Source organism: Phenylobacterium sp. SCN 70-31 (assembly GCF_001724605.1).
GTDB lineage: Bacteria > Pseudomonadota > Alphaproteobacteria > Caulobacterales > Caulobacteraceae > Phenylobacterium.
In genome coordinates this window covers 64,408-86,782 of sequence record NZ_MEEX01000014.1, presented here as the reverse complement: position 1 = coordinate 86,782, position 22,375 = coordinate 64,408, and the positions used below count along the sequence as shown (strand labels likewise).

Genomic DNA, 22,375 nt, shown 5'->3' with positions numbered 1-22,375 from the left:
GCCGTCATGGGAAAGCACCGCAATCAGCCTGCCGGCCGTCAGCCCGGTGACGGCAAGCCCGGCTACAAGAACATCGGCAAGGAGCACCAGTGGAAGAAGGGCGGCCCATCCCCTAACCCCGCGGGACGGCGGGCGAAGAAGCCGCCGTCGCTAAAGGACGAGCTCCACCAGATCCTCGTCGAGGTCCTGAAAAGCTCAATCTCAGCGGGCGACCGGGAACTCACGGTCATGGAAGCGGTCCTTCGCCGCATGATGGGGGCCGCCGTCAACGATCCAAAGATCGCGATCAGGACCTTTCCGATGATCGTCGACATGCTCTCGGCCCTGGAGCCGAAGACCGACGCCGACGGCGAGGGCATGACCGACGAGGACGCCGCACTCCTCGCCGAAGCGCTGCGACGGCTCGGCCGCGGAGGCGCCTGTGTCTGATCGGACAAGGCTTCTCGAAGCCGTTCTACGTCAGGATCTGCTGGCCTTCGTACAGCGCGTGTTCCGGGACATCGATCCCGGAACCCAGTTCGTCATGGGCTGGCATTACGAGGCGATCGCCTGGCAGCTCGCCCGCGTCATGCGCGGCGAATGCCGCCGGCTGATCATTAATGTCCCGCCTAGGTCGGGAAAATCGGTCCTGGCGACCATCGCCTGGCCGATGTTCCTCTGGGGGCATGATCCGACCCTGAAGATGATCTGCGTCTCGCACACCGAGGACCTGGCGCGGGATTTCAGCATCAAGCGTCGGGCAATCGCCGAGAGCGACTGGTATCAGTCGCTGTTCCCCGACACCCAGATGGCCCGGCTCCGGGATCTGGAGCTTCGAACCTCGCGCTTCGGCTCCTGCTTCGCCTCGGGCGTGGGCGGCGCAATCCTCGGCCGCGGAGCGGACGTCATCATTGTCGATGACCCTCTGAAGGGCTTGGACGCCCTCTCGGAGGCGTCGCGCCGGCGGGTCAATGACTTCTTCGACAACACCCTGATCACCCGTCTCAATGACAAGACCCGCGGGGCGGTAGTGATCATCATGCAGAGGCTGCACGAAGACGATCTCGTCGGCCACGTGCTGGAGCGCGGTGACTGGGAGGTGGTCTCCTTCCCCGCCATCGCCACCGAGGACACGGTCCACCCGTTAAGTGGTCGTCGCGGCGACATGCATTGTCGGCGCGCTGGCGATCTCCTCATGCCCGAGCGCGAACCGATCGAGGTGCTGAACGAGCTTCGCCGCGCCCAGGGCAGTCTGCTCTTCCAGGCCCAGTACCAGCAGCAGCCGGCGCCGGCTGGCGGCAACGTCATTCGGCGCGAGTGGCTGAGGTACTGCGACGCCCTGCCCGAGACCTTCGACCGGGTCATCGTCTCCTGGGATACGGCCTCGACCTTGAACGAGACCTCGGACTGGTCGGTCGGTCAGGTGTGGGGCGCCAAGGGGCTCGACTACTATCTGCTCGATGTCGTGCGCGACCGGCTGGAGGCGCCGGATCTGCGTCGCACCATCGTTGATGTCGCCATGCGCTGGGAGGCCGACACGACCATCATCGAAGACACCGAGCTTGGGCGGGCGCTGGGGCAGGACTTGCGGCGGGCCGGCCTTCTGCGCCCGATCCTGATCCGGCCCTATCATGAGAAGCGCGTGCGACTGGAGGCGCAGTCCGCGCGCTTCGAAGCGGGACAGGTACACCTGCCCCAGGAAGCGCCCTGGCTGGGGGAGTATGTGAGGGAGCTGCTCGCCTTCCCTGCTGGCAAGCACGACGACCAGGTCGATGCGACCAGCCAGGCGCTCGACTATCTTACCGGCCGCAACGCCCGTAGCGGGCCGCTGGTGCGCCGAACGCCTGAGCGAAGACAGGTGGTCGAGCGCCGAGAGGTGGTGCGGCGGTGATCACCGCTGTGCGGGTTCGGGGAACTTGCCGGTCGCCTGTTCGACGGCGGCCATCAGGCCGGGCACGCAGGTTACCATGTGGCCCTCGGCCGTCTGCATCTCGTTCTGAACCGCCTGCATGGTCGATGGCCGCGCGTCGCCGTCCAAGACTTTGGTGAGGCGCTGGAAGACGTTTTGCTTGCCCCGGTAGGCCCGGTAGCAGGCGCTGAGCGCAGTCTGAAACTCCGCCTTCAGGGCGTCCGGCGCGCCCTTCGGCGGCTCAAGCGCGAAGATGGCGCTCGTGGCGGCGTCGCAGGCATAGACGGCGTCCTTCGCCAGGGGATAGGTCGAATAGGGCGTCCCGTCCGGCGATTGCAGTTCGGCCTTCACCCGGTCGCTCGCCTGATCGCAAGCCTGAGCCGAAGTCTCGAACTGCGTCCAGATGGCGGTCGCTTCCTCTGTCAGGGTGGCGGAGGCCGCCGAGGTGTCTGCGCTCCCGACGACGCTCTTATGCTCGTCTCCGCCATTCCGCGTGTTGGTGATAATGACGCCCGCGATCAGGCAGGCGACCCCGATGGTGATCACCCACACCTTCTGGCTGGCCGGCGCCAGTATCCCCTTCGCCTGTTCGTCTTGGCTCTGGCCGCCCGCACCCATTGCTTTCTCCGTATCCTATGAGTCTCACTGGAGGTTGAGCAGCCATACGCAGTGGCGAGCAGTCAACTCAATTGAGACTCATAGGCTGTAGATCAAAAGGCTGCGTCCCGGCCCCTTCGGGCCATGGACGTGCGTCGGCGAGTGGGGCTCAACGTGAAGCGGCTGCGGGAGGCTCAGGGCATCTCGCAGGAGGACCTCGCCGACCGCGCAGGCGTGCATCGCACCTACGTCTCTGGCGTCGAGCGGGGCGTTCGCAATCCGACGATCACTGTGCTGGAGAAGATCGCCGGGGCTCTGGCCGCGCCGCTGGCAGAGCTCGTCGGCTAGGTATTTGGGTCGCGAAGCATCGCGCCGGCTTCGGCCAGCCGGCCGCTACCGCCGGCGCTCGGGGTCAACTATCAACTTCCAGTCTCAGAAAATCGAGAGACCGGCGGGGGATGCTGAGCAGCGCCCCAGGCTCCATCTTGAGGTATTGCCGACTACAGGAGGCAAATACGCATGACGAAGTCCTCTCCAACGAGCTTCGACGTCATCGTCATCGGCGGCGGCCAGGCTGGGCTCGCCATAGGATATTTCCTGCGCCGGACTGGCCTGCGCTTTGCGATCGTCGATGGCGAGCCCGACCCCGGCGGGGCTTGGCGCCACGGCTGGGACTCGCTTCGGCTGTTCTCGCCCGCTGAGTGGAGCTCGCTTCCCGGTTGGCCCATGCCGTCAAGCGGCGAAGCCTATCCGACCCGCGATGAGGTGATCGCATATCTCACCGCGTATGAGGCGCGCTACGAACTGCCGGTCATCCGGCCTGCCGAGGTTGACCTCGTCCACGCGGAGGCGGGTGCGCTCGTGGTCGAGACCTGCCCCGCCACATGGCGAACTCGAGCCGTGGTTAGCGCAACCGGCACTTGGCGCGCGCCCTACTGGCCGCCTTATCCCGACCAGCCGCGCTTCGAAGGCGTGCAGATCCACTCGGCGCAATATCGAAACCCCGAGGTCTTCAAGGGCCAACGGGTACTGGTGGTCGGCGGCGGCAACAGCGGGGCGCAGATTTTCGCCGAGGTGTCGCAGGTCGCCGACGCAACCTGGGTGACACCGGAACCGCCGACCTTCCTCCCGGATGACGTGGACGGCCGCGTGCTGTTCGAGCGGGCCACCGCTCGCTGGCAGGCAAAGCAAGGGATCGGCGCCGACGCGCCGCCTCCGGGCGGGCTCGGCGATGTCGTCATGGTGCCGCCCGTGAGGGCGGCCCGCGACCGCGGCGTGCTGAAGGCGGTCCGTCCTTTCGGGCGCTTCACCCCTCGCGGTGTCGTGTGGCCCGACGGGCGGGAAACCGAGGTGGATGCAGTGATCTGGTGCACCGGCTTCCGACCGGCCCTGCAGCATCTGGCCGACCTGAACGTAGTTGAACCGTCCGGACGTGTGGCGGTCGAGGGCACGCGCTCAGTCAAGGAGCCGCGCCTGTGGCTAGTCGGCTATGGCGAGTGGACGGGCTTTGCGTCCGCGACCTTGACGGGCGTCATGCGATCCGCACGTGACACCGCGCGCCAGATCGCCGAGGCGCTTGCGCCGGCTTAGGGCACCTCAAGGTCAGCGGGCTTCGGTGAACCAATCGGCCAGGAAGCGGCCGGCGAGATGCGTCGCGACCATACCCGCCGCGACACCAAGCCCGGCCAAACCAGTCGGCGCTCCGCCGAAGCCAGAGACCGACATGGCCGCGAACACCACCGGGCTGAAGAAGCCAAAGAACGGGCTCACCCAGAAGGTCATGCCCTGGACGAGAAGTCGTCCCGGAAGATCCGGGCGCCGCTGCGCGACCAGCCGCAGCAGCAGCGAAACGGTGAAGGCGCCGCCCAGCGCCACGGCGGCGTAGAATCGAAAGCGCGTGGTCGTGAGGAACTCATCGGCCTGGGCCGCCCAGGGCCCGGTAAGCGCTATAAGCGTCCAGACACCCAGAAACTGGACCAGACCGGCCGCTGCGGCCTCGGCCAGCGAGCCGAGCGCCGGATCCCGCCCCCGCCGCGCGCCGAACTCCGTCAGGCTTGCGTAACCGGCCGCCGCCGACAACGCCAGTAACGACCCCGTCGCCCCCAAGGGCGCGAGAAGCTGAACCAGGAGCAGCGCCGCCGCGACACCCGCCACGCCCCAAGCGGCCGACGCCATTGCGGTCGAGGCGAAGCGCGTCATGCGCGCAGTCGCACGACCTCGCCGTCTTCTTTGATGAAGCTCTCAGGCTTCCGCTCCAGCAGGTCGAGCACCACTTCCGACGGGCGGCTAAGCTTCACGCCCTTGGGCGTGACGACGATCGGCCGGTTCACGAGGATGGGGTGCTCGACCATGGCATCCAGGATCGCCTCATCCGACATGCCGGGGGCCAGGAGTCCGAGTTCGGCCGCGGGCGTACCCTTCTCCCGCAGGATGTCGCGCGGACCTGCGCCCATGGCGGCGAGCAGGTCCTTAAGCTGGGGCTTCGTCCAACCGGCCTGCAGGTACTCGACGACTTCCGGCTCGTAGCCGGCGGCCCGGACCATGGCCACCGTGTTGCGGGAGGTGCCGCAAGCCGGATTGTGGAAGATGGTGATCGGGAAATCGGACATGGCTGTCACCGTATGATCGGCGGGGCGCTTTGCGCCGCCACCCGTTGAACTGCGCCGCCGCGCTCGTACCAGCCCTTCGACCGGTTCACGATGGCGACGACAGTGAGCATCACCGGCACCTCGATCAGCACGCCGACCACGGTGGCGAGCGCCGCGCCGGAGGTAAAGCCGAACAGGCTGATGGCGGCGGCGACGGCGAGCTCGAAGAAGTTGCTGGCGCCGATCAGAGCCGAAGGGCCGGCCACGCAGTGCGCCTCGCCGGTGAACCGGTTCAGGAAATAGGCCAGGGCCGAGTTGAAGTAGACCTGGATGAGGATCGGCACGGCGAGCATCGCGATGATCGCCGGCTGCGAAATGATCTGCTCGCCCTGGAAACCGAACAGCAGCACCAGGGTGGCAAGTAGTGCCGTCAGCGAGACCGGACCGATCTTGCCCAGGACTTGCAGGAGGTGCGCCTCGCCGCCACGCCGCATGAGCGCCGTGCGCAGCAGTTGGGCGATCACGACGGGCACGATGATGTAGAGGCCCACCGAGATCAGCAGGGTCTCCCACGGCACCGTTATCGCCGAGAGGCCGAGCAGCAGGCCGACGATGGGCGCAAAGGCCACGATCATGATCGCGTCGTTCACGGCCACTTGGCTGAGCGTGAAATTGGGCTCGCCGCGCGTCAGATTGCTCCAGACGAACACCATGGCGGTGCAGGGCGCCGCCGCCAGTAGGATCAGGCCGGCGATGTAGCTGTTGATCTCTCCGGCCGGCAGGTAGGGCCGGAATAGGTATCCGATGAAGAAGGCGCCCAGGGCCGCCATTGAGAACGGCTTTACCGCCCAGTTGACGAACAGGGTCACCCCGATACCCCGCCAGTGCCGGCCGACCTGGCGCATGGCGCCGAAGTCGACCTTCATCAGCATCGGGATGATCATCAGCCAGATCAGCACCGCTACCGGCAGGTTGACCTTGGCGACCTCGGCCGAGCCGATCGACTGGAAAGCGGTTGGGAAGAGGTGACCGAGGCCGACCCCGGCCACAATGCACAACGCCACCCAAACGGTGAGGAAGCGCTCGAAGCGGGACATGGGCTTGGGGGCCTCGGCGACGGCCGGCGTTGCGATGGTCATTGGGCGGGATTCGTCTCATGGGCGGCTTCGCCGATCTGGCGAAGCCTAGCTTGCAGGGACATCCGGTCGAGCTTGTCGAGCGGAAGGTTCAGGAACAGGCGGATCCGATTGCCCAGCAGCCGAGCGGTCTCGGAAAAGGCCGCGCCGATCTCGGCCTCGGAACCCTCGACCGCCGCCGGGTCCGGCACGCCCCAGTGGGCGGTCATCGGCTGGCCCGGCCAGACCGGGCAGACCTCGCCGGCGGCGTTGTCACAGACGGTGAAGATGAAATCGAGCACAGGCGCGCCGGGTTGGGCAAACTCCTCCCAGGATTTCGAGCGGAAATCGCCGAAGTCGAAACCCAGGCTCTCGACGATCGGTCGCGTATGAGGATTGACGCGCCCGGTCGGCATCGATCCGGCCGAGAAGGCCTTGAAGCGGCCGCGGCCCTCTCGGTTCATCAGCGCCTCGGCAATCACCGAGCGCGCCGAGTTGCCGGTGCAGAGGAAGAGGACGTTGTAGATCTTGTCGGTCATGGCGGTTCCTCAAGCGCGCAGGGCTTCGGCCTTGCAGCCCTGGCTGGCGAGGGCGGCAAGCGGCGCGCAGATTTCGGGGGTGCCTGCGCAGCAGTCCTCCATCAGGAAGGCGAGCAGCTCGCGCATGGCGTCATAGTTGGCGGAGTAGATCACCGAGCGGCCCTCCCGGCGCGAAGTGATCAGGCCCGCGTGGCTCAGCACGCTGAGGCTGGCGGAAAGTGTGTTCGGCAGCACGTCGAGCCGCCTCGCGACTTCGCCGGCGGCCAAACCTTGCGATCCGGCTTGCACCAGCAGGCGGAAGGTGGCCAAGCGGCCCTCGTGCGCGAGGGCGGCGAGGATTGCGACGGCAGGTTTCGTTTCCATATTTCCACGATATAAGAATATTGCGACAGTTGGAAGTCGCTCGCGTTTCTTTTGAGGCCATGATGTCCGAGTTCCCCGCCCTGCAGCCGCAGTTCCTCGACACGCCGACGCTGCAGAAGCTGGAGCCGCCTGCGGTCTCGACCCATCCGCCCCGGATCCTGCTGCTCTACGGCTCCTTGCGGGAACGGTCCTACAGCCGCCTCCTAACCGAAGAGGCCGCGCGCATCCTACAGCGGTTCGGCGCCGAGACCCGGATTTTCGATCCGCGCGGCCTGCCGCTGCCGGACGCCGAGACGCCGGACCATCCGAAGGTGCAGGAACTGCGGGCGCTGTCACAGTGGTCGGAGGGACAGGTCTGGTGCAGCCCCGAACGCCACGGCGCAATCAGCGGCGTGATGAAGGCCCAGATCGACTGGATTCCGCTCGAGGTCGGCAGCGTGCGACCGACCCAGGGGCGGACCCTGGCGGTGATGCAGGTCAGCGGCGGGTCGCAGTCGTTCAACGCCGTGAACACTCTGCGGCTGCTCGGCCGCTGGATGCGGATGATCACCATCCCGAACCAGTCCTCGGTGGCCAAGGCCTATCTGGAGTTCGAGGAGAACGGCCGGATGAAGCCGTCGGCCTACTACGACCGCGTCGTGGACGTGATGGAGGAACTCTACAAATTCACCCTGCTGACGCGCGACCGCGCGGACTACCTCGTCGACCGCTACAGTGAGCGTAAGGCCGACGGCCGCGTCACGGCTGGCGATGAACTGGGAGCCATGGCGATGATCCATGAGCGCAAGGCCGGCTGATGAACTCGCTCACCCTGGAGGAGCGGCTCAACCAGGATTGCTTCTGCATCGACATCGACCAAGCCCAGGTTTGGGCCGCGGTCGAGCAGGCGGCGGCCGACGTCGTGCCCGTCAACTTGCTCAAGCAGCACCGGGCCCATCTCTTCTCCAGCGCGCCGGTCTTCCTGTCCGAGGCCGACCTGGCGGCGATGAGCAAGATCGTCCAGGCCATCGAAGCAACGGCCCAACTCGCGAGCTATCAAGAGACGGTTCTCGCCTGGGCGCCGGAAATCGCCAAGGTCGCCACCGGCCCACGCGGCGCGTTCATGGGCTACGACTTCCACCTGACGCCAACCGGCCCCAAGCTGATTGAGGTCAATACCAACGCCGGCGGGGCCTTCCTGAATGCGCTTCTGGCGCAGGCCCAGGTCGCCTGCTGTCCCGAGGTCCGCGCGCTGGTCCCCGCTGCCGATCCCCTGGCGGACTTCGAAGCTGCAGTGTGGGGGATGTTCTCGGCCGAATGGGAACTGCAAGGTCGAACCGGCCGCCCGAGGGTCGTCGCCATCGTCGATGATGCTCCAGCAGACCAATACCTCTATCCCGAGTTCCTGCTGGCCCAGGCGTTCTTCGCGCGCCAGGGCCTCGAAGCGGTGATCGCCGATCCGGGTGATCTTCGCTTCGACAGAGGACGTCTGGTCCTGGGGGAGCTCAATATCGACCTCGTCTACAACCGCCTCGTCGACTTCACCTTCGACCGCCCGCAGTCTGCCGCGCTGAAGCAGGCCTATCTCGCCGACGCCGTCGTCGTGACGCCCAACCCGCGCAACCACGCGCTGCTAGCCGACAAGCGCAACCTCACCCTCCTCTCGGATCCCGAGCAACTCGAAGCCTTAGGTGTCGACGCCGAGCAGCGTCGGATCCTTGCAGCGCTTCCGAAGGCGAAGCGGGTGACGGCGGGCAACGCCGCGGAGCTCTGGGCGGAACGGAAGTCGCTGTTCTTTAAGCCCGCCGGCGGCCATGCCGGCAAGGCGGTCTATCGCGGCGACAAGCTGACGCGCGGGGCCTGGGCGGGCATCCTGGAGGGCGATTTCATCGCCCAGGCTTTCGCCGCGCCGAGTGCGCGGCGGGTCCAGGTGGAGGGCGACCCGCAGACCCGGAAGCTGGACGTCCGGCTCTACACCTATGCCGGCGAGACGCTCCTAGCGGCCGCGCGCCTCTACCAGGGGCAGACGACCAATTTCCGCACGCCGGGCGGGGGCTTTGCGCCCGTGGTCGTCATGAAGACCCTGAGCGCCGGGGATGCGCGGCCCGGCCCCCTTCCCGTGTGCGCGTCATGACCCTCCGTCAATGGCGAGAGCGCCCAGGCGGTCGATGCCGACCGGCTCCTCAATCTGGAACGGGATCAGGGCGACCCGTCGCGCGAGGTGCCCCCTGACCTTGCGGATTTGCGATATTTCGGCGGCGGCCCGAGCTCGCAGCACCGGATCGCTCGGATGCGCGGCGGCGAGACTCCCGTTGATCACCCAGGCGAACGGTTCGATCTGCGCTCGGCGGAGATCATCCTGGAGGGCGCTCGCCTCAAGCACCGGGGTCGTTTCAGGCAGGGCGACGATCAGAATCTTCGTAAAGTCCGGATCCTGCAGCAGCATCAGAGGCGTTCGGATTCGGACGCCTCTGACCGGGTGCTGGGTCAGTTGTCGGTGGTATTCTCCCGCCGTATCGAGAAGCAGAAGCGTGTGGCCGGTCGGGGCCGTGTCCATGACCACGAACTCTTTGCGTCCGGCTATGACGATGCGGGAGAACGCCTGGAACACGGCGACCTCCTCGTAGCAGGGTGATCTCAACTCCTCTTCAAGGAGCGCGAGTTTCTCGGCGGACAGCGTCGATCGCGCCGCCTCTACCGTGCGCGCCCGGTAGAGCTGCACTTCCTGCTTTGGGTCGATGTAGCTCACGCGCAGCCCGACGAGTTCGGACTGCAGGGTCTCGCGAATGTGCTGCGCCGGATCGGTAGTGGTCAGATGCACCGGCAGTCCACGCTTGGCCAGGCCGATGGCGACCGCGGCGGCCACGGTGGTCTTCCCGACGCCCCCCTTGCCCATGACCATCACCAGGCCATGCCCGGACCGGGCGATCTCGTCGACCAGTGCGGACAGGCTGGACACGCCGGACGGCACGGTGACGGGCGCGGGTGGACTCGGCGTCAGCCGTTCCGCCGGCTTCAGAAGCGAGCGCAGGGCGTCGAGCCCCACCATGTTGGTGGGACGCAGCGCGATGTCGGTTCGCGGCAGCCCGATCAGCTCGTGCGGCATCTGCGACAGGGCGGAAGCGCCGCGGCGTTCGAAGGCGACGGCCAGCGGATCGCTGGGATCGGTCGCGTGAAAGACGCCGTTGATGACCAGCAGCTGGTTGTCCATACCCTGGCCGTGCAGTTCGGTCCGGGTCCGGGCGGCTTCGAGGAGGGCGATACGATCGGGGCGCGCGACCAGGACCATCGCCGTCAGGGCGGGATCAGCCAGGGCCGCGAGCGTCTGCGCATAGCGGTCGTGCTGCGTCTTCAGGCCCGACAGGGGGCCCAGGCAGGAGACGTCCCCCGGCGCGGTTTCCAGAAACCCACTCCAGGCCGCCGGCAGTTCGAGTAGCCGTAGGGTGTGCCCCGTGGGCGCAGTGTCAAAGATGATGTGATCGAACGCCGCTGTTCTCTCGGGGTCGCTGACCAGCAGCGCGAACTCGTCGAAGGCGGCGACCTCGGTCGTGCAGGCCCCGGACAGCCGTTCCTGAAGCGCCGCCAGGTCGTGGGCCGGCAGGACGCCGCGATAGGGTGCGGTCGTCCGCTCCCGATAGTCTCGGGCCGCCTGCTCAGGGTCGATGTTCATCGCCTGAAGGTTCTCGACGCCGGCGACCGCTCTCGGGGCGGTTGCCAGTTCCGTCTGCAGAACCGCGTCGAGATTTGAGGCCGGATCGGTGCTCACCAACAGCACGCGACGCCCGGCGTCGGCCAGTTGGACCGCGCTGGCGCAGGCCAGCGAGGTCTTGCCGACGCCACCCTTGCCGGTGAAGAACAGGTGCCTAGGCCCCCGGTCGAGCACCTCCAGCAGCGTCTGTGGGCGCGATTTGCTGGTCATTGGCCGTGCCGCGCACACGGGCGCATCTAGCCACCGCCGATGGCGCTGAATTGGTCATAAGCGCGCAGCGCGTCGGCCCCGTACACCGCCGCCGGGCCGCCGCCCATGTAGATGGCCAGCGCGGCCGTCTCGGCGACCTCTTCCCGGGTGGCGCCGTGCTGGTGCGCCATCTTGGTGTGGTAAGCGACGCAGTTGGTGACGCAAAGGAAGAGAATGCGCTTCATACATAAAAACTTAGGGGCCAGGCCCGCTCCCGCTAATGATCTGGCTCAAGGCTTCCCTGCTGGGATGGTCGTGGAGGCATGCCTAGCCGCCTGGATGCGCCCCATACTGTCATAGTAGCGATCCATCACGTCGCCGCTCTGTTCGCTGGAGCTTTGGACGATCATTGAGCGTTGGGAGGATTCGGAGGCGTCGCGGGATTGCGGACGATCCAAGCCGAAGGGACGTTTCAAGAAGCCCATGGGCTCACCCGCGGCCGCGACTGGGGGACAAACCACCGGGCGTCGAGCACGAGCGCACCAAAGCAATATCCACTGGCTGCTAAGGTCTCTGCGATCGCAGCGAAGTCGGCGCCCCGCTTTGAGGTCAGCACGCCGAGCACGTTCTCGAGTACGATGACGGGCGGAGCACGCCCCTCCCTCTTCAGGTCCTGCATCAGTCGCCAGAACGGCCAGAAGGTTCCCGAACGGGTGACTTCGTTGGCATCGTGACGACCAAGTCCCTTGTAGTCCCCGGCTAGCGAAAGGTCCTGGCAAGGAAACGAGGCCCAGACGAGGTCGGCTAGACCCGGAAGGTTGGCCACAGCGATCTTGGCCACATCCTCGCAGACAAGATGCTCGTCGCCCCAATTGTCAGCATAGGCGCGAACCTTCATCGGATCGAAGTCGTTGGCGAACAGGCACGTCCAGCCCGGCCCTAGGCCAGCTCTCGCCATGCCGCCGCCGGCGAAAAACTCGTAGAAGCTGAAATCCGTCACCGACGCTCAATTCCGAATCAAGCAGGGCGCGAGTTGCGCTTCCGGGACATAGCATGAACGAACCCATCGGGCAGCCGGTGGGCAGGCGGGCAAGCGAACAGCGCGTGTGACGTCTACGCCTGCAACCGTCAGCCACCCGTGCTGGCCAGTTCAGAGGCTGGCGCCGCCTCACATCGACGTGCCACTGTAATGAATACGGTTGCCCATTTGGCGTCCGCCATTCTCATACAGAACCGCCTGATGCCGATTGTCCTGACCACCAACGACGTTGTTCTCAATCCCGACCACGCCTGGAACGACATCACGGGCGTCCAGTATCACTACCCCAATCAGTACAAGAACAAGATCCGGACGGGCGAACCATTCGTCTACTACCGCGGCGTTCACCGGAAGGATGGTCCTCGCGGCCAGGCCGAATACTTTGGTCGCGGCCGGATCGGGGAAATCCGGCAAGATCCTGCAACAACGGGGAGTTCGCGGCCGTCCTGGTTCTGCACCATTGAAGACTATGTGCCGTTTACACCGCCCGTCCCCGCCAAGCCGGATGGCGTCTTCTACGAGCAGATCGCCCCAAACATGTGGCGCAACGGCGTCCGCACCCTCGATCAGGACGTGTTTGAACGGATTGTCGCGGCCGCCGGACGCCCGACGGGCACAAGCGCCCCGACCATCGTTCCACAGCCAGCCACGCCGCAAGCCGCCGATAACCTGATCGTACCCAGAGGCAAAACTGTGGGCGGCGGAGCCAATGGTGGCTACCGGAAATCCAAGCGCGCTAAGGAAGTTGGCGATTGGGCTGAACGCGCCGCCCTCGCCTTCATTCGTCATACTCTGGGCCCAGCAACTTTGGTGCACCGAGCCGCCGAGGGCGAAAGGCCGGGCTGGGACATCGACTATGTCGACTCATCCGGTGAACTGCAGCGCGTCGAGGTGAAAGGAACCGTGTCCGCAGCCTTCACCAGCATCGACTTCACCGCCGGCGAACTTCGTGCGGCCCAAACTCATGGCGATAAATTCTGGCTCTATCTTGTGGCAAATTGTTTGACCGATCGCGCGCAGGTGCAGGCAATCCAGAACCCTGCCGCGCGCCTCGCTGAGGGTGATTGGACGGCCAGGCCAATCCTCTTCAATATTCTGCTCGGATGAGGCCGAAGGAGGTGGACCACCACCTCATCCAAGCGTTTCATGCCGAAAGCGCCCGCACCAGCTCGACCATGGCCAGGGTATCGAGTCCACAATAGCTGCTGAGCTGGCCATGCAGCTGGACTCGGCGTTGCAGCGTCGTTTCCGGCGCGGTGGCTTCAAGATATGCGATCTGCGCGCCCTGCCCATCCCGCACACCCTCCAGGTCCGAGTAGGAGAGATGCGGCGCCACCACCGGGAGCACCGCCTTGATGGAGTACGATCCCCTCATGTCGCGGTGATAGTAGTGCGCTCGAACAAGCGGGAGTCCGACGTACGCGAAGTGCACCTTGCGTTGCCTTCGCACAGCTCACACCAAGCTCCGGCTCTCAAACGGCTCACTCCGCCGACACACGTCCATTCCGTGGCGGTCGCGGGGCTGGGGGAGTGTGGCCTGTCCCGCAGGGCGGTACGTGGGATGCCGTGGTGTAGCCGAGCCGGCCTAGCCGACCGCAGATCGGGAGCTTCGTGCGGTCAAGCTTGTAACGCTGGGGCGCCAACAGGCCGGATTGAGAACCTGCGTTCTGCAGTGGTTCAGCGCCTAGAACGCGCTCTCGCCGGTGATGGCTCGACCCAGGATCAGCGCGTGCACGTCATGGGCGCCCTCGTAGGTGTTCACCGTCTCGAGGTTCGAGGCGTGGCGCATCACGTGGTACTCGCCGGAGATGCCGTTGCCGCCGTGCATGTCGCGGGCGACGCGGGCGATGTCGAGCGCCTTGCCGCAGTTGTTGCGCTTCAGCATCGAGATGGCCTCGGGCACCCAGGCGCCTTCGTCGATCAGCCGGCCCAGCGCCAGGGCGCCCTCGAAGCCCAGGGCGATCTCGGTCTGCATGTCGGCCAGCTTCTTCTGCACCAGCTGGCGCGAGGCCAGGGTGCGGCCGAACAGGCTGCGGCTGGAGACGTAGTCGCGGCTGGCGTGCAGGCAGAACTCGGCGGCCCCCATGGCCCCCCAGGCGATGCCGTAGCGCGCCTTGTTCAGGCACGAGAACGGCCCGCGCAGGCCCTCGACGCCCGGCAGCATCATGTCCTCGGGGACGAAGGCGTCGGAGAGGGCGATCTCGCCGGTCACCGAGGCGCGCAGGGACAGCTTGTTCTTGATCTGGGGCGTCTCGAAGCCCTCGGTCCCCCGCTCGACCAGGAAGCCGCGGATCTTGCCGTCCAGCTTGGCCCAGACCAGCGCCACGTCGCTGATCGGGGAGTTGGTGATCCACATCTTCGCGCCGTTCAGCACATACCCACCGTCGACCTTACGGGCGGTGGTGCGCATCGAGGCGGGATCGGAGCCGCCGTCGGGTTCGGTCAGGCCGAAGCAGCCGACGATCTTCCCCGCCGCCATGCCGGGCAGGAACCTGCGCTTCTGGTCTTCCGAGCCGAAGGCGTAGATCGGGTACATGACCAGCGAGCTCTGCACGCTCATGGCCGAGCGGTAGCCGGAATCGATCGCCTCGATCTCGCGGGCGATCAGGCCGTAGGCCACGTGGTTCACGCCCGCGCAGCCGTACTCCTCGGGCAGCGTCGGGCCCAGGAAGCCCAGCTCGCCCATCTCGGTCATGATCTCGCGGTCGAACCGCTCTTCGGCGTAGGCCGAAACCACCCGCGGCAACAGCTTCTCGCGGGCGTACTGGCGGGCCGCCTCCCACACCATGCGCTCCTCCTCGGAGAGGCGCGAGGACAGGTCCAGCGGGTCGTCCCAGCGGAACGTCTTTTGCGGGGCTGTATCGAGCGGCATGGCTTGTCCCTGCTGCGCCGGAACTTGGCGCGGGCTCTCCTGTAGCCGAGCCCAAATGCATACGCTACTGTCTGTTTGCGACCGCAGGACGATCATCTATTACCCTGGTTTCTTAGGGTTCGAGTCCGGCATCGCGCCCTTGAAATAATCCATACACTACCGTGCTCGCACGGACCGACAACGACAACGAGGGTCGACGGAATGGACTCCACGAACAGCGAAACGTCCAAGTTTGCCAATCTCGCTGAGTTCCAGCGGCGGACTCCCCCTCCCGAGCCCCTCGGCCGGCTTCTCGCGCGGGCCGCCGAGCGGTTCGGCAGGCGACCCCATCTGACCTTCCTGAACCGCACCTGGACCTTCGAGCAAACCCACGACCTGGCCGGTCGCCTCTCCGCAGGCCTTCAGGCGCATGGGGTGGGCGCGGACGACCGGGTCGGCGTCTGCCTGGCCAATCTTCCGCACTATCCCCTCGCCTGTTTCGCGCTCTGGGGGCTGGGCGCCGCGGGCGTCGGCATGAACCCGCTCTACTCGCTCCGCCAGCTGAGCGGGATCGCCGTTGATTCCGGCGTCCGGTGGGTGGTGACGTCCGACCACCCCGCGTCGATCGGCAAGCTGCGCGAGCTCGCCGCGCAGGTAGGCTGTCGACTGATCGTCTGCCGGGCGGACGCCGCCGACCTCGCCGGAGGTCCGCCGCCGGACCTCTGTGACGGGGAAGTTGCGCTTAGCGACCTGCTGGAGGCCGCACCGGCGCGCGGGTGGGGAGAACCCGAGGTCGAGGCGCTGGCCATGATCCAGTACACCGGCGGCACGACGGGCGCCCCGAAGGGCGCCATGCTCAGCCACAGGAACATCTGGTTCGCCGCCCACCAGATCCGGAATTGGCTGCATCGGATCCGGGACGGGCGCGAGGCCTGGTATGCGGCCGCGCCGTTCTCGCACATCACGGGTTTGGTGAACTACATCGTCGAGCCCGCCATCGTCGGCGGGGAAGCCATTCTCACCGAGCGCTTCTCGCCCCGCGAGCTGCTCGAACTGGTGCGCCAGGGACGGCTGACGATCCTGACCGCCATTCCCACGATGCTGAGCGCCATCGTCGCAGAACCCGACGCTGGCGAGCTGGATTGGAGCGGGGTGATCCACGTCCTGGTGGGGGGAGCTCCGGTTCCGCTGGAACTCGCGCGCCGTTTCCACGATCTGACGGGCCTGTGGCCGCAGCAGGGCTACGCGATGACCGAGACGTCGGGCAGCGGTGTCGCCATGCCCAGCTCCGCCGTCCCGGGCCACGAGTGCGCCACCGGCCTCCCCATGCACGACGTGCCGATCGAGATCCGGTCGGTGGACGATCCGGGCCGCCGGATGGGGCCGGGCGAGCCGGGGGAGGTCTGCTTTGGTGGGCCGAACGTCATCGCGAGCTACTGGAACCGGCCCCTGACGGACAACGAACTGACCCCGGACGGCCTCTTCCGCAGCGGCGACGTGGGCTACCTCAGCGAGGATGGCGCGCTCTACGTGGTGGACCGGCTGAAGGATGTGATCATCTGCAGCGGCTACAACGTCTACCCTCGGACGATCGAAGATGCGGTGCTGGAGCACCCCGCCGTGGCCGAGACCGTCGCGGTGGGCGCGCCCGACGACTACCGGGGGGAGACCGTTCTCAGCGTGGTCACCCTGCGTCCCGGCGCCAGTCTCTCGCTGCCGGAACTGCAGGACTTCCTGCGCGAGAAGCTGTCGCCCATCGAGATGCCGAAGCGGCTGGAAATCCTTGACGCCATCCCCAAGACGGAGAACGCCAAGCTGTCGCGGCAGGCGATCCGGGCGATGTTCAGCACGGCCGCCCCTGCCCCCGCCTAAGCGGGGGCGGCTTAGAAGTCGAGGACCACCTTCCCCGTCGTCCGACCACCCTCGAGCGCGTCGAGCGCCGTGAGGAAGTCGGCGACGGGGTAGCGCGCGCCGATCCGCGGGCGGAGCTCGCCGGCGGCCAAGCGCGCGGCCAGTTCGGCCTGCACGGCGGTCACCAGCGGGCCATCCTTCTCGTAGTTCCAGTAGATGCCCACGGCCGCGGCGGCGTTCACCAGCAGCCGGTTGGCCGGGATCTGGGCGGGACCGCCCGAGGCGAAGCCGATCAGCAGGATGCGGCCGCGCCAGGCCAGGCAGCGCAGGCTGTCCAGGGTGGTCTGTCCGCCCACCGGGTCGACGACGAGATCGACGCCGTCAGGGCAGACGCGGCGGATTTCGTCCATCCAGCCTTCGCGGCGATAGTTGATCAGCACGTCAGCGCCGTTGGCTTCGGCGATCTTCAGCTTGTCATCCGAGCTGGCGGTGGCCAGCACCCGCGCCCCGGCGGCCTTGGCCAGCTGGGTGGCGGCCACGCCGATCCCCCCGGCCGCGGCGTGGATCAGGACGGTCTTGCCCGCCGTCAACCCGCCTTCGTGGAACAGGGCGATGTGCGCGGTCGTGTAGGAGACGGGCAGCGCTGCGCCTTCCGCGAAGCTGATGGCGTCCGGCAGCCGGATCAGCCGCCCCTCCTCCACCGCGCAGTATTGGCCGTATGCGCCGCTCCATACCTGGGCGGCCACTCGGTCACCGGGCCGAAAGGCCGAGTCCGGCCCTGCCGCCACCACTCGCCCGGTGAGCTCGGCACCAAGCACGAACGGCGGCGTCGGCCGCAGTTGGTAGCGGCCGGCGATCATCAGACCGTCCGCGAAGTTCATGCCGGCGGCGCACACCTCCACCAGCACCTCGCCCGGCGCCGGCATCGGCGTCGGGCAGGTGGTGAAGGCGAGATTGGCGCGGTCGCCGAAGCCCGAGAGAACCCAGGCCTGCATCTCTTCAGGAATAGTCATCAAAGGAAGGTGTTGAAGTTTTTGGCCAGCAGCACCGACTGGGCGATGAACACCTTGCGTCGGGCCAGCTTCAGCCCGGCCGGGGTCTCGCGGACCAGGTCTTCCCGGCGCCCTCCCAGCCAGTTCTCCTCGTCCTCGTTGCGATTGCGCAGGCTGATCACCACCGAGCGGACCAGCCACTCGCTGCTGGCCTCGGCTGGCTCCACCTCGATGTTGGTCACATAGTGGACGTGGCGGGTCGGAGGGTCCTCGCTCCAGGCGGTGGTCTCCTTCCAGCGCGAGGCGCGCAGCTTCAGCTCCGCCAGGCTGTCGTCGAAGTGGGCCATGCGCCCCGGCTCGTAGAGCCCCTTCCTGTCCCGGCGGTAGCGGGACTGCGGAACCGGGACCCAGTAGGTGAAGTCCTCGGTCATCAGCTCGAACCAGTCGTCGTAGCGCTGCTCGTCGAGCAGACGGGCGTCCTTGTAGAGGAGCTGCTCGATATCGTGGAACAGCTCCAGCGAAGCCTGACGGCCGCCGGCGGCGGCCGGCTCCAGGGTGTTGACGCTCATGGACGGCTCCTCAGCGCTGCGGAACTTCGGCCCAGCTGGCCGCGGACATCAGGTCGGCCCAGCGCAGGTAGAAGGCGCGCTGGTTGGCATCGTTGAGCTGCACCTTGTAGACGGCGCCGGGGAACTCCTCGTGCTCCATGCGCGAGTCCATGCCCAGGCCGTAGTGCAGCTTCTGCCGGCGGGTCACCACGCCGGCGTTGGAGCGCGTGCAGTGCTCCCAGTTCTCCCCGTCGTCGGACTCGAACATGCCCGTCGGCGAGAAGGTGCGCGACACGCCGCGCCGGTAGGCGTCCTTCAGGCGCTGGGGCATGTCCTTGTTCACCAGCACCCACGTGTGCAGCTCGATCTCGTGCGGCCCCTTCGGCGTCCAGGTGCGCCAGGTGTTGAAGCCGGTGAGATAGGCGAGGTTCGGGAACACGTTGGACGAGCTCATCGCGCCGACCATCCGCGAACGCAGCTTGCCCAGACGCTCCGCGAAGCGCGCCTCGTTCTCCTTCAGGTATTCGACCACCTCGGGCTCCGCCAGGCCCATGGCGTTGCCGATCAGGTCGAGGCCGAACTCCGTGCCGTGGCCGTTGATGTTGGCCTGGTAGGAGCGCTCGACATTGACCTTCACGTCCTTGCCGAAGATCGCCCGGGCCGCAGAGGCGTGGGTCCAGCCGGCGTGATAGGCGTCGCCCACGAAGTTCTCGGCCGCGAACTTCCAGTTGCAGCCCAGCCGCGACTTGACGTTGCCTTCGATAAATTCCGTGCCGCCGGGGTCATTGTCCAGGAGGACGTCGAGGTAGTAGCGGTAGTCGCCCAGGTAGTCGTCGAGCGAGGGCGCCTCGGGATCGAAGGTGGCGAAGACCAGGCCCTTGTAGATGCCAACCCGGGCGCGGTGTAGGCCCAGCTTGGACTTGTCGAAGGTGCTGCACCGCTCGTAGTGCTCCTCCTCGTGGGCGCCCAGCAGCGCGCCATCGAGGCCGAAGGCCCAGCCGTGGAAGTTGCAAGTGAACCGGCGCGCGTTGCCGGCCTCGGCGAAGCACACCCGGTTCCCCCGGTGGGAGCAGGAGTTCAGGAAGACGTTGACGCCTCCCTTCCGGTCCTTGGCGGCGATCACCGCGTCCTGACCGATGTAGGTGGTGACGAAGTCGCCCGGCTCGGCGAACTGCGACTCGTGGCCCACGAACACCCAGCAGCGGGCGAAGATGCGCTCAAGCTCCAGCTGGTAGATGCCTTCGTCCCAGAAGATGCGGCGGTCGATCCAGCCGTTCTCCGCATCGACGAGGCGATGAAAGTCCAGGTCCGCCGCGGAGGGGGCCCTCGCTTGGAGGATGTCAGCCATGGGGATGTCCTTCACCGATTTGGCGAGTTGAGAGGGTGCGCAAGGCTTGCTCAGGCCGGCGCATCTGCGGGGAACCGACGGGCGAGGAAGTCGCGCACCAGGAGAACGAAAGCCTCGGGCCGCTCCAACTGCACCCAGTGTCCGCAGCGGCCGAACAGGTGCAGCTCGCTGTCGGGGATGTGGCGGGCTGCGTCCACCGCCACCTCCATCGGGATGACGATGTCCTCACGCCCGTGCAGCACCAGGGTCGGCTGGGTGAGCGTCGCCAGCCGCTCGAACGGCGCGCCGCGCACGATCACCGGCTGCCCGTCGGTCGGCTTTTCGGGCATCAGCGCCCGCAGCGCGGCGTTGTCGGGGTGGCGCAGGCTCATCTCGTAGCGCGTGCGCACCATCTCGTCGGTGACGATCGCGGGGTCGTGCGGGAAGCGGCCTAGGATCGCGCGCATGTTCTCGAGCGAGGGCGTGTATTCGGTCCCCTGGTGCAGGGCCGCGGTCTGCTCGAAACGGCCGAACGGCGTCCCCATCAGCACAAGACCGCGGACTCGCGACGGATCCCTGAAGGTGGTGGCAAGCGACAGCCCGCCGCCGAACGAGTTGCCGACGAGCACCGCCGGGCCGACATCGAGCGCGTCCAGGAGCTCGGTGAGCTGGGCCACCCAGAGCTTGATATCGAGCGGCTGGCCGGCCGGCCCTTCGGTGAGGCCGAACCCGGCCATGTCGGGCGCGATCACTCGGTGCGTGTCGGCCAGGCGCGGGATCACCCTGCCCCAGTTCTCCCAGGCGCTGACGCCGGGGCCGGAGCCGTGCAGCAGGACCACCGGGGGGCCTGCGCCCACGTCGTGATAATGCGTCCGGACATCGCCGACCGTGACGAACGATCCCTGCGGGCTGGCCATCCTCGTTCCCTCGCTTCGAACTGGCGAATGAAAACATTCGCAACCGTATGGTTTGATTGCAGCCGCGCCTTGACAGATGTCAAGCCAGATCTCGCGGCAGTCGCGGGTCGGCCGGTCAGCCGGCTGCGCCCGGCCCGTCGACGCCCGTCAGCTGGCGCTCGCGCTCGCGCAGCGCCTGGCGGGAGACCTTCATGTTCGGCGTCCGCGGAAGGTCCTCGAGGATCTCGAGCACCTTCGGCATCTCCACGGGAGACAGCCTGCCGGCCAGATCCTGCTGCAGCTCGTCGAGGGTGAGCTCGGCCCCTGGGCGGAGACGCACGACGGCCTTCACTGTCTCCCCGCGGTAGGGATGCGGCGTGCCGATCACCGCCGCCTCGGCGATCGCGGGGTGCTCGGCGAGCACGCTCTCGACCTGGGTGGGATAGACGTTGTTGCCGCCGGCGATGATCACGTCCTTCAGGCGGTCGACGACGTGCACGAAGCCATCGGCGGTGACGTAGCCCACATCGCCGGTGCGGAAGAAGCCGTCGACGAAGAAGGTGGCGTTCTCGTCCTCCCGGTTCCAGTAGCCCCGGGTCACCTGCGGGCCGGCGAAGCACAGCTCGCCCGCCTCGCCCAGCGGCACGCAGCGGCTGGGGTCGTCCTTGGCCCGCACCTGCACCCGGGTGAGCGGCAGCGGGCATCCCGTGGCCAGCTCGCCTCCCGGCGCGGCGGGCATTCCGTAGACCACTGCGGGCGAGGTCTCGGTCATGCCGAATAGGTTGACGATGGGCTGCCCGGTGATGGCCCGGAAGACCCGCGTCAGCTCCGGCGTCAGGGGCGCGGCGCCGCACTGGATCAGCTTCACCCGCGACCAGTCGATCGGGCGGCTCTCCATCAGATCTCGCATTCCCACCAGCATGGTGGGGGTGAGCAGCAGCAGGGTGACCCGCCCCTCGTCCACCGCCTGCAGCAGGCCCGCCGGATCGAAGCGCGGCTGGATGATGATCTCGCCGCCCAGCAGGGTCATGAAGTTGAGGATCGGACTGATCCCGGCGATGTGGGTCATGGGCGCGCCGACGCAGGTCGCCTCCACGCCCGCGCTCAGCTGCGGGTACCAACTCCTCATCTGCTGACAGTTCATCGAGAGGTTGGCGTGGGTCAGCATCACCCCCTTGGGCGCACCGGTCGTGCCGCCGGTGTAGGCCAGGGCTGCGAGGTCGTCGGTATCGACCCGAGCCGTCGGAACGTCGCTCCCCACGGTGAGCAGGTCGGAGAGCCGCACCGCGCCGGTCGCGCGGGCCTGCTCCGAAAGCCGGGGGGCCGCCTCCAGGTCGCCGGCGTCATGCCGCGCCAGGATGATCCGGGGCCGCTGCGGCTCGACCTTCGCCAGAGCCAGGAAGCGGTCGCTGACTTCGGGTTCGTCCGTCGTCAGGATCGCCTTGACCCCGGCGTCGGCCGCCTGGTCCGCGAGCCGGCTCACCGGGTACAGCGGGTTCATGCTGACGACGACGGCGCCGATCTTCCAGAGCGCGAAGTGGAGCACCGCGAAGGCGGAATGGTTGGCCATGCAGTAGCCCACGCGATCGCCCCTCCCCACCCCGAGGTCGGCGAGCCCCGCGGCCAGACGATCGACCATCGCCAGCGCATCCGCATAGGTGATGGTGTGATCCTGGAAGGTCACATAGGGCCGGTCGGGAAAGTGCCGCTCGGCCCAGAGCAGCATGTCGAACAGCGGGAACGGGCGCAGCCTGTCCGCGCGCATCGCCGCCTTGCCGTAATGGACCCGCCAGGGCTCGGCCGCGTAGTCCGCGGCCGGGCTCGTCACGGGTGGGCTGGGCTGATCGATGACCTGAGACATGTACGCTCCTCCGCCGTCGCCCGGCGCCTCGGCGCCTCGGCAT

At 67.1% G+C, this 22,375-nt stretch carries 24 protein-coding genes; 8 read left to right on the top strand and 16 right to left on the bottom strand.

Annotated elements, in window-relative coordinates; translation table 11 throughout:
* The first annotated feature begins 6 nt into the window (after positions 1-6).
* Positions 7-429, top strand: coding sequence for a DUF5681 domain-containing protein (locus ABS78_RS12585; protein ID WP_293379452.1), 423 nt, complete (start codon positions 7-9; stop codon positions 427-429).
* A complete protein-coding gene (gene terL / locus ABS78_RS12580) occupies positions 422-1,870 on the top strand; it encodes a phage terminase large subunit (protein WP_269628582.1) in 1,449 nt (482 codons plus the stop codon). Before ABS78_RS12585 ends, terL begins: the two co-directional genes overlap by 8 nt.
* Here the strand turns inward: terL and ABS78_RS12575 are convergent, their stop codons facing one another.
* Complete coding sequence (locus tag ABS78_RS12575; RefSeq protein ID WP_269628581.1) at positions 1,871-2,506, bottom strand: hypothetical protein; 636 nt, start codon at positions 2,504-2,506, stop codon at positions 1,871-1,873.
* Between the two features lie 123 nt (positions 2,507-2,629).
* On the opposite strand from ABS78_RS12575, the gene ABS78_RS12570 reads away from it, so the two are divergent.
* Both ABS78_RS12570 and ABS78_RS12565 read left to right on the top strand, forming a co-directional pair.
* Complete coding sequence (locus ABS78_RS12570) at positions 2,630-2,833, top strand: helix-turn-helix transcriptional regulator (RefSeq protein WP_269628580.1); 204 nt, start codon at positions 2,630-2,632, stop codon at positions 2,831-2,833.
* Between the two features lie 171 nt (positions 2,834-3,004).
* The gene (locus tag ABS78_RS12565) at positions 3,005-4,075 is read left to right on the top strand and encodes an ArsO family NAD(P)H-dependent flavin-containing monooxygenase (protein ID WP_293379449.1); all 1,071 of its coding nucleotides are present in this window, start codon (positions 3,005-3,007) and stop codon (positions 4,073-4,075) included.
* Between the two features lie 12 nt (positions 4,076-4,087).
* On the opposite strand, the gene ABS78_RS12560 is transcribed toward ABS78_RS12565, so the two are convergent.
* From ABS78_RS12560 to ABS78_RS12540, 5 genes are read right to left on the bottom strand one after another with little or no spacing between them, the layout of a single operon-like run.
* Positions 4,088-4,684 (bottom strand): hypothetical protein, encoded by a 597-nt coding sequence (locus ABS78_RS12560; protein WP_269628578.1) that lies wholly within the window; start codon positions 4,682-4,684, stop codon positions 4,088-4,090.
* Positions 4,681-5,094, bottom strand: coding sequence for an arsenate reductase (glutaredoxin) (gene arsC, locus ABS78_RS12555; protein WP_269628576.1), 414 nt, complete (start codon positions 5,092-5,094; stop codon positions 4,681-4,683). Before arsC ends, ABS78_RS12560 begins: the two co-directional genes overlap by 4 nt.
* 5 nt (positions 5,095-5,099) lie before the next feature.
* The gene (gene arsB, locus ABS78_RS12550) at positions 5,100-6,170 is read right to left on the bottom strand and encodes an ACR3 family arsenite efflux transporter (RefSeq protein WP_269629338.1); all 1,071 of its coding nucleotides are present in this window, start codon (positions 6,168-6,170) and stop codon (positions 5,100-5,102) included.
* Between the two features lie 38 nt (positions 6,171-6,208).
* Entirely contained in the window at positions 6,209-6,727 is a 519-nt protein-coding gene (locus ABS78_RS12545; protein WP_269628575.1) for an arsenate reductase ArsC, read from the bottom strand.
* 9 nt (positions 6,728-6,736) lie between these two features.
* The gene (locus ABS78_RS12540) at positions 6,737-7,090 is read right to left on the bottom strand and encodes a metalloregulator ArsR/SmtB family transcription factor (RefSeq protein ID WP_269628574.1); all 354 of its coding nucleotides are present in this window, start codon (positions 7,088-7,090) and stop codon (positions 6,737-6,739) included.
* A 62-nt stretch (positions 7,091-7,152) separates the two neighbouring features.
* Between ABS78_RS12540 and arsH the strand changes: the two genes are divergently transcribed.
* Positions 7,153-7,887 (top strand): arsenical resistance protein ArsH, encoded by a 735-nt coding sequence (gene arsH / locus ABS78_RS12535; protein ID WP_269628573.1) that lies wholly within the window; start codon positions 7,153-7,155, stop codon positions 7,885-7,887.
* Positions 7,887-9,203 carry a hypothetical protein gene (locus tag ABS78_RS12530; protein ID WP_293379446.1) on the top strand — a complete coding sequence of 439 codons (1,317 nt, stop codon included), beginning with the start codon at positions 7,887-7,889 and terminating at the stop codon, positions 9,201-9,203. The genes arsH and ABS78_RS12530 overlap by 1 nt, the downstream gene beginning before the upstream one ends.
* On the opposite strand, the gene arsA is transcribed toward ABS78_RS12530, so the two are convergent.
* The 3 genes from arsA to ABS78_RS12515 form a co-directional block, all read right to left on the bottom strand.
* Positions 9,198-10,988, bottom strand: coding sequence for an arsenical pump-driving ATPase (gene arsA, locus ABS78_RS12525; protein ID WP_293379443.1), 1,791 nt, complete (start codon positions 10,986-10,988; stop codon positions 9,198-9,200). The two genes, ABS78_RS12530 and arsA, sit on opposite strands and share 6 nt — an antisense overlap.
* 26 nt (positions 10,989-11,014) lie before the next feature.
* Complete coding sequence (locus ABS78_RS12520) at positions 11,015-11,212, bottom strand: carboxymuconolactone decarboxylase family protein (protein WP_293379440.1); 198 nt, start codon at positions 11,210-11,212, stop codon at positions 11,015-11,017.
* Positions 11,213-11,439: 227 nt separating this feature from the next.
* On the bottom strand, positions 11,440-11,967 hold the full coding sequence (locus ABS78_RS12515; RefSeq protein WP_363083172.1) for a DNA cytosine methyltransferase: 528 nt from the start codon (positions 11,965-11,967) through the stop codon (positions 11,440-11,442).
* Positions 11,968-12,207: 240 nt separating this feature from the next.
* On the opposite strand from ABS78_RS12515, the gene ABS78_RS12510 reads away from it, so the two are divergent.
* Positions 12,208-13,113: a DUF3883 domain-containing protein gene (locus tag ABS78_RS12510; RefSeq protein WP_293379437.1), complete on the top strand. Its 906-nt coding sequence runs from the start codon at positions 12,208-12,210 to the stop codon at positions 13,111-13,113.
* A gap of 37 nt (positions 13,114-13,150) precedes the next feature.
* Here ABS78_RS12510 and ABS78_RS12505 read toward each other — a convergent pair whose 3' ends face one another.
* Positions 13,151-13,438 (bottom strand): hypothetical protein, encoded by a 288-nt coding sequence (locus tag ABS78_RS12505; protein ID WP_293379435.1) that lies wholly within the window; start codon positions 13,436-13,438, stop codon positions 13,151-13,153.
* A gap of 252 nt (positions 13,439-13,690) precedes the next feature.
* Positions 13,691-14,878, bottom strand: coding sequence for an acyl-CoA dehydrogenase (locus tag ABS78_RS12500; RefSeq protein WP_183280660.1), 1,188 nt, complete (start codon positions 14,876-14,878; stop codon positions 13,691-13,693).
* A gap of 201 nt (positions 14,879-15,079) precedes the next feature.
* Between ABS78_RS12500 and ABS78_RS12495 the strand changes: the two genes are divergently transcribed.
* Positions 15,080-16,729: an AMP-binding protein gene (locus ABS78_RS12495; protein WP_293379433.1), complete on the top strand. Its 1,650-nt coding sequence runs from the start codon at positions 15,080-15,082 to the stop codon at positions 16,727-16,729.
* An 11-nt stretch (positions 16,730-16,740) separates the two neighbouring features.
* On the opposite strand, the gene ABS78_RS12490 is transcribed toward ABS78_RS12495, so the two are convergent.
* From ABS78_RS12490 to ABS78_RS12470, 5 genes are all read right to left on the bottom strand, one after another.
* Positions 16,741-17,703 carry an NADPH:quinone oxidoreductase family protein gene (locus ABS78_RS12490; RefSeq protein ID WP_293379429.1) on the bottom strand — a complete coding sequence of 321 codons (963 nt, stop codon included), beginning with the start codon at positions 17,701-17,703 and terminating at the stop codon, positions 16,741-16,743.
* 17 nt (positions 17,704-17,720) lie between these two features.
* A complete protein-coding gene (locus ABS78_RS12485; RefSeq protein WP_293379426.1) occupies positions 17,721-18,269 on the bottom strand; it encodes a 3-phenylpropionate/cinnamic acid dioxygenase subunit beta in 549 nt (182 codons plus the stop codon).
* A gap of 10 nt (positions 18,270-18,279) precedes the next feature.
* Positions 18,280-19,596: an SRPBCC family protein gene (locus tag ABS78_RS12480; RefSeq protein WP_293379423.1), complete on the bottom strand. Its 1,317-nt coding sequence runs from the start codon at positions 19,594-19,596 to the stop codon at positions 18,280-18,282.
* A 50-nt stretch (positions 19,597-19,646) separates the two neighbouring features.
* Complete coding sequence (locus ABS78_RS12475) at positions 19,647-20,492, bottom strand: alpha/beta hydrolase (RefSeq protein WP_293379420.1); 846 nt, start codon at positions 20,490-20,492, stop codon at positions 19,647-19,649.
* Between the two features lie 115 nt (positions 20,493-20,607).
* Positions 20,608-22,332 (bottom strand): AMP-binding protein, encoded by a 1,725-nt coding sequence (locus ABS78_RS12470; RefSeq protein ID WP_293379417.1) that lies wholly within the window; start codon positions 22,330-22,332, stop codon positions 20,608-20,610.
* Positions 22,333-22,375: the final 43 nt, after the last annotated feature.

Bases quoted from the DNA above. Each gene is read 5' to 3' on its own strand.
- ABS78_RS12585 (WP_293379452.1), top strand. From the start codon at position 7: ATGGGAAAGCACCGCAATCAGCCTGCCGGCCGTCAGCCCGGTGACGGC.
- ABS78_RS12575 (WP_269628581.1), bottom strand. From the start codon at position 2,506: ATGGGTGCGGGCGGCCAGAGCCAAGACGAACAGGCGAAGGGGATACTG.
- ABS78_RS12570 (WP_269628580.1), top strand. From the start codon at position 2,630: ATGGACGTGCGTCGGCGAGTGGGGCTCAACGTGAAGCGGCTGCGGGAG.
- ABS78_RS12565 (WP_293379449.1), top strand. From the start codon at position 3,005: ATGACGAAGTCCTCTCCAACGAGCTTCGACGTCATCGTCATCGGCGGC.
- ABS78_RS12560 (WP_269628578.1), bottom strand. From the start codon at position 4,684: ATGACGCGCTTCGCCTCGACCGCAATGGCGTCGGCCGCTTGGGGCGTG.
- arsC (WP_269628576.1), bottom strand. From the start codon at position 5,094: ATGTCCGATTTCCCGATCACCATCTTCCACAATCCGGCTTGCGGCACC.
- arsB (WP_269629338.1), bottom strand. From the start codon at position 6,170: ATGTCCCGCTTCGAGCGCTTCCTCACCGTTTGGGTGGCGTTGTGCATT.
- ABS78_RS12545 (WP_269628575.1), bottom strand. From the start codon at position 6,727: ATGACCGACAAGATCTACAACGTCCTCTTCCTCTGCACCGGCAACTCG.
- ABS78_RS12540 (WP_269628574.1), bottom strand. From the start codon at position 7,090: ATGGAAACGAAACCTGCCGTCGCAATCCTCGCCGCCCTCGCGCACGAG.
- arsH (WP_269628573.1), top strand. From the start codon at position 7,153: ATGTCCGAGTTCCCCGCCCTGCAGCCGCAGTTCCTCGACACGCCGACG.
- ABS78_RS12530 (WP_293379446.1), top strand. From the start codon at position 7,887: ATGAACTCGCTCACCCTGGAGGAGCGGCTCAACCAGGATTGCTTCTGC.
- arsA (WP_293379443.1), bottom strand. From the start codon at position 10,988: ATGACCAGCAAATCGCGCCCACAGACGCTGCTGGAGGTGCTCGACCGG.
- ABS78_RS12520 (WP_293379440.1), bottom strand. From the start codon at position 11,212: ATGAAGCGCATTCTCTTCCTTTGCGTCACCAACTGCGTCGCTTACCAC.
- ABS78_RS12510 (WP_293379437.1), top strand. From the start codon at position 12,208: ATGCCGATTGTCCTGACCACCAACGACGTTGTTCTCAATCCCGACCAC.
- ABS78_RS12500 (WP_183280660.1), bottom strand. From the start codon at position 14,878: ATGCCGCTCGATACAGCCCCGCAAAAGACGTTCCGCTGGGACGACCCG.
- ABS78_RS12495 (WP_293379433.1), top strand. From the start codon at position 15,080: ATGGACTCCACGAACAGCGAAACGTCCAAGTTTGCCAATCTCGCTGAG.
- ABS78_RS12490 (WP_293379429.1), bottom strand. From the start codon at position 17,703: ATGCAGGCCTGGGTTCTCTCGGGCTTCGGCGACCGCGCCAATCTCGCC.
- ABS78_RS12485 (WP_293379426.1), bottom strand. From the start codon at position 18,269: ATGAGCGTCAACACCCTGGAGCCGGCCGCCGCCGGCGGCCGTCAGGCT.
- ABS78_RS12480 (WP_293379423.1), bottom strand. From the start codon at position 19,596: ATGGCTGACATCCTCCAAGCGAGGGCCCCCTCCGCGGCGGACCTGGAC.
- ABS78_RS12475 (WP_293379420.1), bottom strand. From the start codon at position 20,492: ATGGCCAGCCCGCAGGGATCGTTCGTCACGGTCGGCGATGTCCGGACG.
- ABS78_RS12470 (WP_293379417.1), bottom strand. From the start codon at position 22,332: ATGTCTCAGGTCATCGATCAGCCCAGCCCACCCGTGACGAGCCCGGCC.